1 protein-coding gene (cut by a window edge) is annotated in these 17,954 nt (G+C 70.0%); it reads right to left on the bottom strand.

Going from position 1 to position 17,954, the window contains the following annotated elements; translation table 11 throughout:
- Positions 1-17,954, bottom strand: part of the annotated coding region (locus M2271_RS11420; RefSeq protein WP_280887025.1) for a lonely Cys domain-containing protein (this coding region is incomplete at its 3' end). The annotated region extends 13,554 nt beyond the left edge of the window; 17,954 of its 31,508 annotated nt are in view.

Below are 17,954 nucleotides of genomic sequence, written 5' to 3'. Positions count from 1 at the left end.
AGGACGATCGCCAGCTTCTGGCCGAGCTTCCGCGCCTCCTGGTCCAGCCTCCGGAAACTCCGACGGCGGTGGACGAACTTGCCCGCCTCGGGACCACGCATGATCGCGGGTTCCTCGGCGTGCGTGAACAGGACGGCGCGGCGGGGGAGGCCGTGCACTTGGAAGTAGTACACAGTCCCGTCCCACGGCACCGGCTCCTCCGGGCCAACGCGCTTGGCTGTGACGGGGTCGACAGGAGCGGTGGTCAACAACTCGCTGAACCGCTCGAGCCACCCCTGCCTGACCATCAGATCAAGGTCGGTCATGGAGACACTCCCGATCGACCGGTGCTCGGAGAGGAGAGTGAGGATCTTGATCTGCCGGTCCGGAATTCGCCGCCCGTCCAGCAGGACCACCTCGCCACCGGCCATGTCCGCCGGAAGCTCCCCGGACGCCGTGAGGAACTGCCCCAGATCGTCAGGGAAGCTGACCATCCAGGCTCCCAGCAGGACCCCCGCCTTCGGATCGGCCTCCATCGCGATCACGGATCCCGACTTCGCCTGGTCCGGGTTGGGCTCCAGGGTGACCTTGCCGCTGTGCGACCACACCTTCTTCCCCGCACGGGCCGAGGCCAGGTCCGGCATCTCCCGCCCCTGATCACCACCGTTCGGCACCACCAGCAGGACAGGCACTTCCGGACCCAGCTTGGCCAGATCCGGATCCATCGCCAGCAGTTCCGCGAACTCCTCCAGCGACACGCGGATGGTCCTACCGCCCGGCCCCGGCACCATCACATGGTCATGGCCTCCCTCGGCCACCACCAGGAACAACGGATCTTGCACCGCCTTCCCCGGCACATGCCACGGCGCCGGAGGGGTGGCCGACTTCGGGTCGTTCAACCGGACATAGGTCGCGGTCTCCACGTCCGTGACCGTCGTGCCCGTGCCCCTGCCCCTGCCCCTGCCCCTGAAGTCGCGGCCCCCCGCCAGGCCACCTGACGCCTTGATACGCGTCCCGTCACCCAGCAGATCCAGCCGCTTCAGGTGATACGCACTCAACGCCGCCAGGGAGTTCGCCCGCCCGTCCCTGACCGCGTCGGCCACCAACGCGTACAGCTCGGCCCGGGTCGCCTCGTCCACGAACCCGAACGTTTTCATGTCCATATGCAGGATCCGGCGTGCCAGCGGATCCGGATCGAACGTGAGGAGACCCGCTCCCGGCGCCCTGTCCCCGGGCAGCGTGCTCAGCCGCTCCAGTGTGGAGAGTGCCTCCACGTACGGCGGCAACCCCACCTCGACCGTCACCCGCCGGTCCGCCGCCCCCTCACCGGCGGCGGCATCCGGACCCCGGCCGTCCACCGTGATCTCGAAGGAGCCTGTCAGGTACGTCGAGTGCAGGTGCGTCAACGCCTTTGCCAGATGCTTACGGAAGACGGCCTCGACGGCCTCGGCACGCTCCCGTCCGGTAGGCGCCGCGCCGGCCTGCCCGGCCGGCCCGGCATCGCTGTCGCCATATCCGGTGATCTTGACAGTGACCTTCAGCGGGGGCGGCGCGAGGTCCGCCAGGTCGCCGAGCGCCCCTGCCCGTGCGACCTGGTGCGCCAGCGCGGCGACCTCGGCGACCTGATCCTTTCTCAGGACCCCGGAGCCGTCTGCGAAGGGAACCCCGGTGAGCGCGGACGGCAGCGGCGTATCGACGGAGAGAGTTACGGGCGGTTCCTCGGACGCGTCACTGCCGTCGTCGATGCCCAGGCCGGCGAGGCTGAGACCGACGGCGGCGTCACCCGCACCAGCATCGCTACTGCTGCCATCGTCACTGCCCGGACCACCGACGCCGAGACCGAGACCGAGACCAAGGCCGAGGCCGAGGTCCAGCCCGACGGCGCCGTCACTCCCACCACTGTCGCTGTCGCTGTCGGATCCGCTGTCGGATTCGCTGCCCGGGCCACCGACGCCGAGACCAAGCCCAAGGCCGAGCCCCAGCCCCATACCGAGACCGACGGCGCCGTCACCCCCACCAGCATCGCTGTCGCTGTCGGATCCGCTCACCGGCACAGGGGTGGAAGAAGACAGCGAGGCCGCCGGGGCCTGTCCGGGGAAGGTGTGGAGGGTGCCCTGCTCGTCGGTGGTGTAAGCCAAGGCGGCGGGCTCCCGTGTCTGCCAGTGGGCCGGCTGCTGGGCCGAGTCCCCGGTCAGCACGATCACGTTCTCGCCACGGTCCGCGTCGAAGACCACCCCACCCGGCAGCTCCGCCAGCGACGTCGCCCTCGCCGTCCCGACACGGCCCGCGACATGCTGCGCAAGCCCACCAGGATTGGTGTGCTTGCCCACCATCAACAACGGCGTACGCAGCGCAAGCCTCTGCCCGTCCTGGTCATGACGCAGCAGAGCCGCGATCTCGCTCCCCGGTATCCAACGACGGGAACCATCGGGCCACGGCATCGACACATGCCCGTTCGTACTGTCCGCCAGCACCAGGATCGCGTCCGCGGGCGCACCGGGTCCGACCTGCCGCCACTCCGGATCGAACGGCACCCCGGCCGCGACCGTCCCGTCCGGCGACACCACATACCGCTGCGCGCCCACCGGGCCGTTGACCGGATTGCCGGTCCAATTGCGCCCCGTCGGCACGCCCCTGGACGTGAACACCCGCGTGCTGTCGTCCAGTGCCCCGTTGCGCACCAGGTCGAACGCGGCCAACTCGGCCGGATCGGACGGATCGAACCCTGAGACGGCGGCCCCCGCCATCAGCCACAACAGCCTGTCCCGCGCCTCGTCCGGCGTCGGATCCGGACTCGTGGCAGACACGTGCAGAGCCTTCTTCGCCAGGGCGACCGGGTCGTCGACCCCCCGCAGGGCTTCGGCGCCCTTGACCGTCCCCCACACCAGCTTCGTCACGTCCCTGCTGGTCACGGCCTGCGCGTCGGGCAACCGCAGCACATCCGCCGCCAACGGGGCGAGGTTCTCGCCGTGCAGCCGCTTCAACGCCCAGTCGAGAGACGGCATTCTCACGTAGTCGTGCAGGGACACCGTGCCGGACGCCGCCTCGTCCGCCCGCTTCGCCGCATCGAGCAGGACCTTCTTGATCTCGCCCGGCGTCGGCGCCTCATTACTCGTCCGCTGGTAGCGCGCGTGCACCACCAGGTGAAGATGGTTCAAGCTGAACGGCCCGGTCACCGGCAGATGCTTGTCCGCCGCCCGCATGTTCTCCAGGGCTCCGATGCCCCGCAGCAACTGCCGGTACTCACCGGCCGGGTCAGCCTTGCTGTCCTCGATGTCCACGAGGAACGTCCGCCGCAACGCGCGGACCAACCGCATCGTCGTATCAAGAGTCTCCTGCGGCACCGGACCGGAACCGTTGTGCAGCCCCGCCGACACCGCCAGCCCGGCCAGCTCTCCCGGCTTCGGCTCCAGCTTCAGCAGCCGCCGCACACCCTTCTCGCCCGACGGACTCGCGATCGGCCCCCACTTGACGGTCGTCCGATTACGGAACAGCCCATTGGGACGGTCACCGGCGAGCACCCCGGCCGCCTCGCTGCCGTTCGCCACGCCCTGTGCGTACGAGACGATCTCCAGCGGGTCGAACACATACGGGGCGAGCGCGGCATCGGACAGATACGGCAGGTCCTCGGCCAGCGCGTCGGCCCAGCAGGCGCCCAGATCGATGACCGCCTTCTCACCCAGCTTCTTCATGCTGGGACGGCGCTTGATGAACCGCCCCGTCTCAGGACCGTCCACCTCCTTGGACGAGCGGCCCCCCGTCCGCTCCACCACACCACGCGACGGCATGCCGTGCTGATACCAGTGGTAGGCGGGACCATCGACCTTCAGCAACGGCTCCGCGTCACCGAACGGCTTGTCGCTGGCCGGATCGAACTGCACGGCCTCCTTGATCTCCCCGAGACGATCGAACATCGGCTCGTTCACGACCAGGTCGGCATCCGACATCGAAACGCGGCCGATCGGCCGACCCTCATCGGCGATGGTCCGAACCTTGATCTCACTGTCCGGGATGACCGTGCCGTCCAGCGCGGTGACCCAGCCCTCCTCGACCTCCCCGTCCGGCCCCAGATCATCACTGTGACCGGGGAACCAACCGCCCAACGGCAGCCCCGCCGACGACCGGAGGTTCTCCACCACGATCTTGTTGAGACCACTCGCCGAGTCGTACACCAGATCGACGCTGCCGCTGTGCCCCCACACCTCGTCCTTGCCGGACCTGAACGCGATCCTCCGGGGCATCTCAAGCCCCTGATCCCCGGCCCCCGACCACACCAGCACAACCGGCTTCTCAGCACCCCCGGCCAGCAGCCCCGGATCCCTCGCCAACAGCTCGACGAGTTCCTCCGACGACACCCGCAGCTCGCCCTGACCCCAGGGAAGCATCACATGATCATGACCACCCTTGGCCACCACCACATACGCACCCGCGTCGCTCGACCACAGCGGATCCAATGGCCCCTGGAACTCGCCACCACGCCGCTGGAAGAACTCCGACGTATCCACAGGACCGACCTGGCCGGCCGTCAGGTTCAGCCCTTGGTAGGAACCGTCCGCCTCGAGAATGTGCCGCTCAGGATGGAGCAGCCCCGCCGAAGCCAGGTGATACGCGCCCAACGCCGCCAGACTCGACGCCCAGCCGGCATCCCGCACGGGCTCGGCCGTCGCCGCCTCCACCAACGTGAACAACTCGCGCCGCTGCTCTTCGCCGACCTGGGCGTCCGGCTCCAGGTGCAGGATCTGCCGGGCCAGCGCCTTGATGTCGAACGCGCCGGCGCCGGACAGCGAGGCAAGCACCCGGACAGCGCCCGTGTACGGCGGCACCGCGATCTCGATCGTCGCCTGCCCGTCGGGGCTGCTTCCGGCGGCCATGTCGATGCGGACGGAGCGGCCGAGACCGTCCCGTCCGGTGAGCTCCCGCAGCGCGGTCTCCAGCCGCGCACGGAACACACCCTCGACGGCGACCGCACGTCCCTGCGCGGTCCGCGAGTCATCGGCGTACCCGGTGATCCGAACCTGAGGCACCATGGCGCCGGCCCGCATGTTGAGGGCCACCGCCTCCGCGACCCGTTGCGCGAGCTCCTCAATCCTCTGAGTCCGCCCCGGGCCGAGGGTGGTGGAACCGTTCTCGAACGGGATACTCGACCGTTGCGGCAGCGGATCCGGTTCGCCGGCCGGCTGCCCCGCGCCCGAGGCACCGACTGGCGCACCGGGCGCCCCGCCGGCGCCACGGGGCAGCAGCCCCAGACCATGCCGCAACCGGCCCGCCACATCCACACCCGACCGTGCGTCCAGCCCATGCACCGCCAGATGCTCCGCCACCTCCCGCACAGCGTCCCGGAACTCACTCCCCGCATGACGTGAGTCCGCGAGAACCGGGTGCAACTCCAACGGCAGGACAAGGGAAGCCGCACGCCGCCACACAGCCTCCGGATCCGTCTCGGCCGGGACTCCGGAGGCCCGGGAGGTGGCGAGCGCGAAGTCCTCGTACGCCTCCCGCCACACACGACGCGACGCCCGCGCCGCCACAGCCTCCAACGCCTCACCCCACGGACCGTTACCGGTCATCAACAGCCGTACGTGATCACGCGGTTCGAGTCCGCTGCCGTGTACCCGCACCGCACCGTTCAGGGTGAGCTCGATCAACGGGGCCCCGGTCAACGAGACGCCCGCCGCGTTCAGCTCGTCCGTACTCAGTGTCTCGTCCGGGCCCAGCCGCGGCGAGTCCTCGAAGAGGTCCTCGGCCGTCACCAGCTCGGCGGCCAGCCGCCGTTCGGCGTCCGTACGGCTGATCCGCGGGACAATCGCCGCGATGGCGGCTTCCTCGGCGGCATCGGCGCCGAGACTCCGCAACTGGTTCGCGGCCCCGTCGAGCGCCCACTGCGCCCGGCCGACCTCTTCCCAGGCGTCATAAAGCCTCGCGGCGTCCTGGCTGCCGCTGCTGTTCGTCTCCACGCCCTGGGTGAGCCGCGACACGGCACGGGCGGCCTCGCGGAAGGCGTCGAGGGCGGCCTCGTGGTCGCGGCGGGCGTCGTCGATCGCGAGGTCGGTCGAGTCCCCGTCCGGCTCCTTGGCCTTGCCCTTGTTGCTCCCGCCCCGGTCGGCGTCGTCGCCGTTGCCGTCACCCGTCGTAAGGGCCGAAGAGGCGGGAGGCTCCACGGTCACCGAGGGCTCCGTGGTCACCGTGGGCTCCGAAGTCGCCGGAGGCTCCACCGTCGCGGTCGGCTCCGTGTCCGACATGGCCGACGTGGCAGCCTCGAACTCTGTGACCGGGGGAAGCACGGGAGACGACGGAGGCGCCGGAGGCTCCACCGTCTCGGTGGGCTCCGTGGCCCGCTCGACCGGCTCGGCGTCACTGCCCTCGTAGTGGTTGTTGCCCGTGTAGTAGACCTGGATCCCCTGCGGCGCCGACTCCGGCCCGACGGTGGTGAGCAGTCGGGCGGCAGCCCCTCGGCGCGGTACCAGGATGTCGACCCTCAGGTCGAAGGCGTGCGCCACGAGTGGTGCGAAGATCTCGCCTTCCGGCGTGTTCCAGCTCTTTCCCCAGTTCTCGACGGCGCTTCTGATCGCGGCGTACTCGTCGGACTCCAGAGGGGCGAAGCTCGCCGTGTAGGCGTCCTTGAGCAGCTTGCGCAGTCCGGCGACACCGAGGGAATCGACGGCTGGCAGCAGTCCTTGCCTGTCCAGGTAGTTGAAGAGGTCGAGGCTCTCGGCGGTGCGGGCGATCGCCACCACGTCCGCCTCGGTGACGCCGGGTTCGAGCGATGCCGTACGGGCCGCGACGTAACGAGTGCGCAGAGCGGCGTCGCCGAGTGCCTCCGGCGTCAAGGTGTCGACGCCGTGGTGTGCGATCTGAGCGAGCAGCTGCGCGCGCTTCATCTTGTCGAAGCGCCGCGACAGGTTCGCCGTCTGATGTCCCCGGAACTGCATGCGGGTCGGACCGTCCAGCCCGTCGCCGTTCGCTTCCGCACGCCGCAGGTACTCCAGCACCTGGGAACGCATGGCGTCGGCGACAGCCGGAGACAGGTCGGTCGGACTGTGTTCCCCGGCACGGCGGCTCAGTTCGTCGCGTACGGCCTCCGGCACCGTGAGCCAGGCGTGGGCGGCGGGGTGGGACGTCTCAAGGTCGGGGATGCGGTCGCGGATGTGCGGGGAGGCACTCGCCATGAACGAGGAGAGGATGCACCGGCCGTCGGGCGGCACCGGCACCGGCCGCCCCCGTTCGACCCTGGGCTCGGGCGTGCCGGTTTCCTTGCCCTTGCCCTTGCCGGTTCCCGAGCTGTCCTTGGCCGGCTCCAGATCCGAGCTGCCCTTGGCCGTCTCGTCCGTCCCCGGCAGGACTTCCTTCGCACCGTCCGTGTCCGTGCCCTTGGCGGATACGTCCGTCCCCTGATCGGTCCCGTCGAGGTCCTGACCGGTCACCTTCTTGCTGTCGGCGCCCTTCTCGCTGTCGACGACCTTGGTGAATACGTCCGTCCCGGCGTCCGTCCCGGCGTCGGTTCCGGCCCCCTTGGCCGTTGACTCCGTACCCGACTCCGTACCCGACTCCGTACCCACTTCGGTCCCGCCGGTGTCCTTCGCCGAAGTGTCGTCGCCCTTGGCGGGGGGCGCCCCCGTGTCCTTGACCGATCCGTCGGTGTCGTCGCCCATCGAGGGCGTGGCCGGCCGCACTGCCACCGGAAGCGCGAGTTTGTAGCCGCTGTCGGACAGGTTCAGCACCACATGCACCGGTGCGGAGTTCTCCGGGACGGCGACGCCCAGCTTCCCCTGGAGGATCTCGGCGTTCCCGTCGGCGGCGGACGCCGGGGCGAAGTCCTGGAAGCTGCCGTCCTTGTTGACGACGGTGATCCGTATGCCCAACGCCCGGACCGCGAGCTCCGGGAGCAGGTCGGAGCTGGAGTTGTTCCCCCCGGCCTCGTCGTCGGCGTCGCGCGGGCGGACGACCAGTGCCGCCGCCAGATCCGCCCTGGTCCGCGGGGTCAGGTCCACCGAGTGCGGGACCACGCCCAGGGCGTCGAACTCGTCGCGTTCCGGGGTGCCTTGCTTCAGGTCGAGTCCCGTCGCGGCGACCTCGTCCGCGGTGAAGGTGTCCATCTCGTCCTGGGCGACGAAATCGAGCAGACCGGTCTCGCTCGGGTCGGTCAGCCTGCTCGCGAGCAGCGTCCGCAGCTTGGTGACCGCTGCCGCCGGGTCGGTCACGTCGACGTCCAGCGCCGGAAGCAGCTCCGCGTCGGCCCGGTCGACGCCCTGCGCGACCGCGTGGAAGAACGAGCCGCCGTCCTTGGACACGTCGTGGAGCGTGTATTCCACGCCCTCGGGAGAGGTGAGGCGGCTGTCCGCGTCGGTGCCGGAGGCGGTGTAACGGGGATGTTCCGGCTTCTTCGGGGACTCGTATGTCACCGCCGGCGGCTCGTCGACACCGTCGAGCCGCGCCCGGCCCTGCTCGGTGGCCGCGAGCTGGTGCCACCGGGTGAGGTCGTCGGCGCCCGCGCGTATTCGGTGGTACTCGCTCGCCAGCGTCTCCGCTGTTTCCCTGAGCTCGGCCAGCCGGCCGGGCAGTGCGGCGTAGGCGTCGGTCGCCGCCTTCGAGCTCTTCCGCGCGGCTTCGGCCGTTTCCCTGGCGGCGTCGAGGGCCTGTCGCGCCGTCTCGTACCGGGCCTGGGCAGCCGCCGCGTCACCGGCCGACGCGGCGGTCTTCCCGGCGTCACCGTTTTCCCCGGGCACCGTGTCCAGGGCTTCGTACGCGCTCTCCGCCGCGTCGTGCTCCAGTTGCGCGTCGACGACCGTCGCGTTCGCCGCCGTCAGGGCGCTCAGCGCCGCGTCCCGCTCGTCCCGGAGGCCGACGGCCGTGCGGCGCTTCTCCCAGTAGGCCTCGTCCGCCGCGACCCAGTCGTCGCTGACACCCTTGACCGCGTCCCACGCTTCGCTGACGGCGGCGGGGAAGTTCGTGTCGTCGATCAGCCGCAGTTCCTGGGCGATGTCCTCCCGTACCCAGGCGATGACGTACGCGTCGGACTCGAGCGCCTGCGGTCCCGTCCTGGGCCGGTTGCTCATGATCCCGCCGCGGATCCTGTTCGCCGCCTTGGAGTCCAGGACGCCCCGGTGCACGGCGGCGACGCTGAGCCAGGTGGCGGGGAACGCGAACAGGAACGACCGGCCGGTGGCCGGCTTCAGGTGACGCGACGTCAGCTGCTCCGCGGCGACCACGGTCGCGTCGCTTTCGGCGTCACGGGGGCCGGTGGCCTGCGTGCCCGGCTGGTTGAAGCCACTGGCTCCCTGGACCAGCGCGCCCGCACCGAACGTCGCGTCCTGGGAATTGTCGCTCGACACCGAGGTGTTCGCGCCTTCGCTGATCCGCCTGAGGACTTCCAGCCGCCTGCCGTTGGAGACCGTCAGCAGGGTCGCGGCACTGAAGTCGGGCGTAGAGCTCAGGGACAGTTCGCCGGAGTCGGTGCCGAGCAGGAGGTATTTCTCCACCAGGCCCGCCACCTGGTAGGGGTCGGCTTCCAGGGTGTCGGGGTAGAACGCGCTGAGCGCCGCGTAACTGGTGCCGTCCTCCAGCGCTTGCGCGGATCCGGTACCGAGCCGGGTCAGGCCGGTCCTCTTGGCCTTCTGGAGGAGTTCGGTCAGGTCCGCCTCCGCCGGACCACCGTCGGCCCGGAGGGCGGCGAGGGAGAAGCCCGGGTCGTACGCCTTGGTCAGCGCGAGGTCGTTCGCCGCCCGGATGTTCTCCACCCCGACGATCCCGCGGACGTGGAAACCGTTCTCGGGGAAGGTGAACGGCCTCGCGACACCGTCCCCGTACCGAACCACGAGTGCCTGCCCCGGCTTCCTCGCCGGGAGAGCTCCCGGCCGGGGCGCCTTGGTCAGGACGTCGGTCAGGTCCGGCGCGGACAGCGGGTTGTCGGCAAGGGACGGGCCGACCGGCACCGGGCTCATCAGGCTGAGCGGGATGTCCTCACGCAGCTCGCCCGCGTCGTGCTCCTCGACGATGTACAACCTGCCCAGGAACCGGTCGACGTTCGAGGCCCTCCGCTCGGACGGAGCGTCCCGCAGGGGCGGAGGAGAGGCCGCGGCCGGGCTGTCGTCGGCCTCCAGGGTGATACGCAGCCGGTACGGGGTGATGATCCGCGCATGCGGTTCGGTGGACGGCGACCGGTAGATCACGGTGGTGGTCGTGGAGTGGCTCGACGCGACCGACTTGCGGTTGGAGCCGGTTTCGGAGTACGTGGGCCCGGCGGCCGGAGCGGCCGGGTCGCCGGTGTACACCATCTCACTGACGACGGTCCCGAAGTCCGATCCGGACGAGGCGTCCGAGCTCTGCTGGACGGTCTCGCTGGCCTCCCTGTTCTCCTCGATCTCCACGCCGTGGTCGAGCCCCATGAACCGGGGCTCCCCGGCGACCAGCTCGGCCCGCGCCCGGACCCAACGGTCGCCGATCCACACGCCTCCCCAGCCCCATCGGCCGGTCTCGACGGGCACCGAGGGGGCGGTGGTCGTCATGTCCCCCTTCAGAGCACGTACGACACGGCCCGTCACCAGCCGCCGGATCCGCTGCCGGTCCGCCTCGTCCAGACCCAGCCCGCGCATCCTGCCCTCGAACGCGCTCATCGCGGCAGTGGGGTCCAGCGCGTTGATCGGGTACGTGTCGAACGCGGTGCCGCGCAGCCACGACTTGGGCGTCCAGAGCTGCTCCACGTAGCGGGGGACCGGGCCCATGCCATCGTTGATCAGGCCCAGTTCGTGGGCGCTCTTCTCGGGCAGATGGCCCAGAAGACCGCCGGGAGACTGCTTGGTCACGCCCGCCGCACCGGCGATCAGGCCCGGCGTCAGCGAGTTGCCCGCCACGGCGGTCCCGATGCGGCCCATCCCGACCCGGCTGGTCATCATCGCGAACCAGTGCTCGACGTCCCCCGCCACCAGCACCTGGTTGCCGGTCAGGCTCCAGCTCATGTCGGTGGAGACGGTCCGGCTGACGGTCCTGCTCGCCGCGCTCGTCTTCGACAAGGGGTTGGCGACGAGCCCGTAGCTGCCCAGCATGCCGGAGCCGGGAGTGTGGGTGGAGGAGAAGGCCAGTTGGCCGCCGAAGACGAGGCTGCGGCTCTTGCCCAACTTGCCGGACGCCTGCCGGGTGCCGCCGAACGTCAGCTCGGTGTCCATGGGGACCGAGGGGGTGAGGGCGCGCAGGCCGTCCACCGTCGTCACGTACCGGAAACTCGCCCACAGCGTTCCGTACGGCCCCTTGGCCATCAGGCCGCTGCCCGCCATGCCCAGGGGTCCCGAGCTCTGGTCGAAGCCCGATGTCATGTACTGGGGCTGGAAGGTGCGGACAACCGCCTCCCTGGTGGGGGCACCCTCCTGCACCAGCTGCCAGGCCGCGCCCGACGCGTCGCTCATGGCCTGGCCGACCCCGGCTACCAGTACGGCCGACGGCATCATGCTCACGATCGCGAACGGGTGCATCCGGAAATCCCGGAACGCCTGCGAACCCCGCCCGGCGAGCAGCGCGGCGGCACCGGGCGTGATGATGTCGCCCGTCGCCAGTTCGAGAGCCTCGTCGCTGTCCATGGACCGGACGGGCGGCTCGGGGGCCAGGTAGGGGTTGAGCGCCCCGTCGGCGTGCGGGTCCTCGGCAGGAGCGTGCAGCTCCGGGATGCTGATCAGCACCTGCCCGGTCAACGGGCCGCCACCGCGCGCGGGTCCGATGAGAATGTCCTGCGGCTGCCCCCGGACGATCAGCCCGGGCAGACCGAGCCCGATGCCCCGTATCAGGCCGCGGGGCCGCCAGTAGCCGCCCTCGCTCGCGGTCAGTGTGATGTCGAAGCGGTACCGGTGGGAAGGCTTGTTGGTCACCGACAGCATCTCGTTGCCGGCCGTCGAGCCGAAGCCGATCTCCGCGTCCTGCTGCCACCCCTTGCGCGCGCCTATCGTGAGGCCGAGCACCTGACGGCGGAAGCCCGAGTCGTCCACGCTGTTGCTGCGGCCCGAGAGGGTGCCCTCCACCCCGAACTCCGCGCCACGCTTCCAGCTCACCTGGCCGTCCAGCTTTTCGGCGCCCTGGGTGCCGAAGCGCAGCCCCTGGTCGATCCGTTTGCCCTCGTACCGCCGGTTGGTCAGGTCTCCGTGCACCCAGGTGTAGCGGTAGCCCTGCCCGATCCGGCCCGGGTCGACGAACCGGATCCGCATGCCGATCGTGGTCAGCGCCTCAAGGTTCGCGGAGATGCCCTGCTGGGCGAGCATGCCCATGATCTCCAGCGTGTTGGAGAGCGCGATCTGGTAATGCCTGGCATTGCGCCACTGCGTGGGTGCGGACCGGGTGAGAGCCTTCCGTAGCATCTCGCCCGGTTCCTGGAGCGCTTTGACGCGCGCGCTCCAGCTCTTCGCCTCGGGGGGTATCAGCTGCTCCAGCGGCGCCACCGCCCCCGGATACTTTGCGGCGACGGCTGCCACCAGCTGGTCGGCGAACGCCTCCAGCAGCGTGCGGCCGGTGCCGTCGCCCGCGTCGCGGGTCCGTCCGCCGTTCGAGAAGGCGAAGTCCACCACCCTGAACATGCCCAGGGTCCGAGGCCGGTCCTGGGTGAGGTAGGCCGGGGCGAAGGGAGCCGGCAGGCCGGGGCGCGGGGTCACCGTCATCCCGTCGTCCCACCCGGCCAGTCGCCGCGCCTCGGAGCTGGCCATCCGGTCCAGGCTCCAGGTGTGGAACCGTATCGGCGTGCCACTGTCGCCACTCAGCCGCACATAGACCGACTTCTTGACCAGGTAGAGGGCGGTTCTCTGGTGCTTGAGCTGCGCCACTATCTTGCTGGCTCCACTGCCGCCGAGACCGGTCGAGCGGAGCTTGGCCAACTGGTAACGGAAGGCCGGCCCGGACTGGAACCGCAGGTCGAAGTCCGCGTTGCGCGGGTCGAAGAAGTTGAACGAGGGCCCGAGGACGGCGTCCAACCCCAGGTTGGTGCCCTTCGCCCGGTTCCTCTCGCTGCGGACGTTCCACTTGTTGATGTCCCGCAGCTCGTACAGCGCCGATTCTCCGACGAGCTTCGCCGACTCGGGTACCACCTGCTCCACCACGAAGACGCCCAGCGGTGTCTTGTGCCGGTCGTCGGCGAACAGCGGCGGGCTGGTGAACCGGCTGTTCCACATCATGCCGCCGTGCCGCTGGAAGCTCTCGCTCGAGAAGAGCGTGTCCAGCTCACGGTAGGCGGTGCTGCCCGGCAGGACGCCGATCCGCCCGGCCGCCCAGTCACGGATCAGCGCGACGGGGCCGAACCCCTCGATGTTGACGGACCGGTAGTTCGAGTTCCGGTTCAGCTGCAGCGACCGGGGGATCCGGCCCGGCTTCGACATCTTCGTCACGCTGTCGGGCAGGCGCACCAGCATCCCGTGGCGAACGGCGAACCCGAATTCCACCCGCTCGCCGGGGTTGGCCGCGGATCCCGTCACCAGCCGCCCCATGCCGTCGGTGACACGTATCGCGTAGTGGACGTGGTCCAGGTACGCGCGGGAGCCGTCCAAGGAACGGGACTCCATCTGGTTCACGTGCTGGTCGTTGAGTGAATAACCGACCTTGTTGATGAAACCGAACCGCAGGGCGACACGGCCGAAGGCGCTGAACGGATCGGCGCCCACCGGGCCCAGCGACGTGCCGAGCCCCACCTGGGTGGTGGACTGCATGTTCTTGGTCTGCCCGAGCGTCGCGTTGGCCCGGTACATGCTGTCGATCTTCGCGGGATCGCCGAAGTCGTCCTTGAACTGCTCCCACTGGCCGTAGTGGCGGGCAGTGAGGTGCAGGACGCGGATCTCACCGTCCGCGTTGACGTACGTGAACGGGCGGCCCCGGTCCGTCGCGACGGCCTTCGGCCGGTTCCGGAGTACGTGCCAGATATCGGATATCAGCTCGGAGTCGCTGTCGGAGGGGCGTGCGGTCGGCCGGGCCTGCAGCTCGGCGTCGATGGCCGCGGTCACCTGCCCGATGCCGCGCAGGACGACCTGGCTCTGCCCGAAGGTGAGGGGGCTGGCGAGGAGTTGCCGGCGTACGTGTTCGGGGAGGTTGTCCGGCAGGAGTGACTGGAGGTCGTCGATGTAGGCGGGGATGCTGGAGTCGTCGTCCTCGAACCGGGCCTTCGGGCGGGGGCCGGTTCCCGGGGGAGCCATGTCACGCGCCAGGAGGGGAGGGCGGCTCTGGTCGAGAGTGGAGTGGATCCACCTCTTCCCGGGGACCGCCGGGACGACAGCCGGGTCCGACTGCGTCTGCTGATCGCCGAGGGGCGCGGGGGTGTCGGTGTCGGTGGAAATGTCGGTGTCGGTCTTGATGTCGGGGGAAGTGTCGGTGCCGGTCTTGGTGTCGGGGGAAGTGTCGGTGCCGGCGACCGTACCGAGCACGGTGTCGTCGGAAATCGTGGGGCTCTCGGCAGGCTCGGAGATCTCGGCGACCGTACCGGGCACAGTGTCGTCGCCAGGCGTGGTGGACGTGGTCCGGACAGGGGCGGCCGGCTCCGCGACAGCCTCGGAATCCGCCATGTCCGGTGCCACGACGGTGTTCCCGTCGGCCCGCGAGGGCGGGTGGACCGGTGGCGAGTCGGCGGGCGCCAGCATCCGCAGGGCCTGCGCGAGGTTGTCGATGCTGGCGGCCGGAGGCAGCGTTCCACGTGCGGACAGCGGGTGGTCACGCACCGCCGTGCCGGTGTCGATGACGCTCTCGATGGTCGTCAGGTAGTGGAGGGGGACGGCCGGGCCTGCCGGGTCGGGCAGGCGGGTGGGGTCGGCCATCAGGCCGTAGCTGTCGCTCTGCCGCAGCAGACGGCGGAACAGCGACTCGCCCGACGTGCTCCGGTCCCGCAGTCCGGCGTAGTGGAGCGATTCGTGCAGGACGGTCGCGTCGTCCCGCGTCTGCTTCTCCGCGGCCTCTTCGGGGGAGTCCGCGGGGTCCGGCGCGTGGAGACGCAGATGCAGCTGGTCGGAGCCGCCGGGGTGGAGCGTCCTGCTCAGTTCCACGGCCTCGGCATGGTCCGGGGCGGGGGTGAGGACGAGGTTGATGTGCAGCTGGTCGCCGGAACGGGGCAGCCGCAGACCGTTGTTGAGGTGGGTGTCCAGGCGTGTTTGTATCCGCTTCTGGAACGCGCCCAGGTCGCCCGGGTCGAAGCCCTCCCCGAACTTCACCGGCAGGTGCACGGACACGTTGCGTACCCAGCGGCGCTTGGGGTCGTCGGCCTGGATCCGCTGGACCCACATACGGATCAGCGTGTCCCGGCCGTCCAGCAGCCCCGGTCCCAGACTTCCCCTCCCGGGGTCACGGTCCGGGTCGAACCGTTCGGTCCGCAACGGCATCGCCGGGGCGTCCGTGAGCCCTGGCCGCCACTGCTCCGGCCGCACCGGATCGGCCACCGGCACGGCCGGCTCCGGAGTCCGCGCGGTGGGTAGGGACATGTCCTGCCCGGCGGGCACGCCGTCGCCGACCGGTATACCGGTGCCGACCTGTGTGCCGGTTACGAGCGGTATACCGGTGCCGGCCAGTGTGCCGGTGCCGGGCGGTGTGTCGCTTCCGGGCGGTGTGTTGTCGCCGGTGAGTGTGGTCGTGTCGGGTATGCCGGTCTCGGCCGCTTGGGGGCGGGTCGGCGGCGCGGGTTGCCCCTCGAACAGCTGGGAGGCGTCGGAGGAGGACGTGCGCAGCCCCGGGGCGGCCGCGTCCGGGCTGCCCGGCAGAGGCGGGGGCGGGGGCGGGGGCGGGGGTGCGGTCGTGCCCTCGGGGAGGGCACCGTTGCTTTCCCCGGACCCGGCCAGGCCCGCGATGACGTCGTCGGGACGGGAGTTCCCGGCCGGCGGCCCGGCCAACTCCTCCGCATCGTCGGTGAGTTCGGCCTCGTCCAACTGCTCCGGCTGCGTGCGCGCGCCGGGCTGGTCCGGACGGCCCTGCTGGGACTGGCCCGGCCGGCTGCCCGACTGATCCTGCGCACCCTGGTTGCCCTGCGCGCCTTGGCTGCCCTGCGTGCCCTGGTTACCTTGGCTGCCGAGTGTCTGGGGGGTGTTCTGTGGGCCGGTGGTCCTGCCTGTTCCCGCGTCGACCGCTGGGGTGGGGCCGGCCGAGGTGACCACGGGGGTAGGGGCCGCGACAGCATCGGATTCGGGGTCGGATTCGGATTGCTGACCGGGCAGGTACTGGTCCGTGCCGTCCTGCGCGCCCGACGCTCCGGTGTTCCGGACGGCGTTGCCCCGTCCGGGCACGTCCTGTCCGGAGGAATCGTTCTGGAGGTCAGGCATCCCGTCCGGGTTGCTCGCCTTGCCCTCCAGGCCGGTCCGCGCGTCCGCGTCGTCCGTGTAGTCCGTGTAGTCCGTGTAGTCCGTGGCGTCCGAGTCGTAGACGCTGTCCGACTCGTCGGCGTCGTACACGCTGTCGGTGTCGGACCTGCTGTCCGTGTCGTACGTTCCCTGGGATGTGGTCGACTTCGAGCCGCCCGTCAGCCCTGAGGGGCTGTCCGCGAGCGACCCGGGCAGGCTGTTCGCCGGATTGTTCGCCGCGTCGAGGTCGGATACGGAGTCGAGACCGGGATCGGCGTCGGGCAGAAGGTCGGTGTCCGGTGCGTACGGGGAGTTGGACGTACGCGACGAAGGCACGGAGTTGGGCCCGGTCAGGGACCCGTTTGACGCCGACCCCGAGGACAGGGGCGTGGTGTCGGTCAAGGACGAGGAGTTCGGCGTGTACGCGGACGACGGCCGCGGGAATCCCGCGTTCGTCGTGTCCGTACCGTCCGTACCGTTCGTGCCGTCCGGCAGCCGGTTCGTCGAGTCGTCATCCGTCGTCGTGAAGCGGCTGGGCGTGTCCGCCCCGTCGTCGTAGGAGCTGATGGGCAGCGGGTTCGGCCTGAGCGGCGGGGGCGTGGTGATGCCGGGGCCGTCGCGGAAGGGATCGACGCCCTCGGGGAAGCCGCTGGAGGACGTCTTGCCCGGGGCCGGGGGGCCGGAAGTGAAGAGGGAAGAGTTACCGGGCTTGAAATCCCCGCTGCCGTTCAGCGGATCCGGAGAGTTCGAAGAAGAGGTGGAAGAACGCGAGGACTTGGACGGCCCCGGACCGCCTCCCAGGGTGTCACCGGGCTTCGGCAGGGCATTGATCTTGTCGAGCAGATCGGTGTTGAAATACTTGTTGTAGGCCACCAGGCCCGCGGCCCCGAGACCGAGCGACGCGCCGGCCTCGAGGACAGCGCTGGAACCGGAGCCGACGAACGTCTCCCACTTGAATGCCCAATTGCCGTCGAAGGCCCCGTTGATGATGACCTCGGCCGCGCCCTCCGCGGCACCGGACACCACGAAGATCGTCACCGCCTCGGGCGGGCCGTTCACTATCGCCGTGAACAGCGGGCTGTCCCGCCTGATGTTGAACTTGATGAACACATCGTCGAGGAGATTCTTGAAGATGTTCTTGAGCGGGGTCAGGATCTTCTCGAAAATCCCCATGAAGGCACCGGTGAGCGCACCGAACGCGGCGGACTTTCCGACATCGGCCCAGTCGACACCGTTCGGCTTGCGTCCACCGGTGTTCAGAGCGATCTGCGCCAGCCTGACAGCCAGCGTCTGAATGGCCTCCTCGAACGCCTCCGTGAGGGTCGGCATGAGGTGCGTCAGCCGCAGCAGCCGGTCGACGATCAGCAGGACCGCGAGCCTGCCCCTGGCCTTGGCCAGCAGCATCTGGGACAACGAGGCGCCACCGGTGAACGTGGCCAGGGCCGCCAGGTACGCCAGTGTGGCGATCAGCATGATGATCTCGGAAATGATCTCCCATTTCGACCCCTGGATCTTCTGGGAGTAGATGCCCTGAGCGTCGGCGAGATCATCGAGCTGATTGAGCAGCCCCTGCACGGGATCGGAACCGCTGCCGTCACCGATCAGCATGGTCAGGCCCGAGATGTAGTGGTCAGCTACCTGCGGAGGCAGGGAATCGCGCGCCTTCGCGATCTTGTCCAGCGCCGATTCCCGGAGTTTGACCAC

The sequence above is a fragment of the Streptomyces sp. LBL genome (assembly GCF_029893585.1).
Classification (GTDB): Bacteria; Actinomycetota; Actinomycetes; order Streptomycetales; family Streptomycetaceae; genus Streptomyces.
The sequence above is the reverse complement of the archived record's forward strand: the minus strand, read 5'-3'. Positions and strand labels throughout refer to the sequence as shown.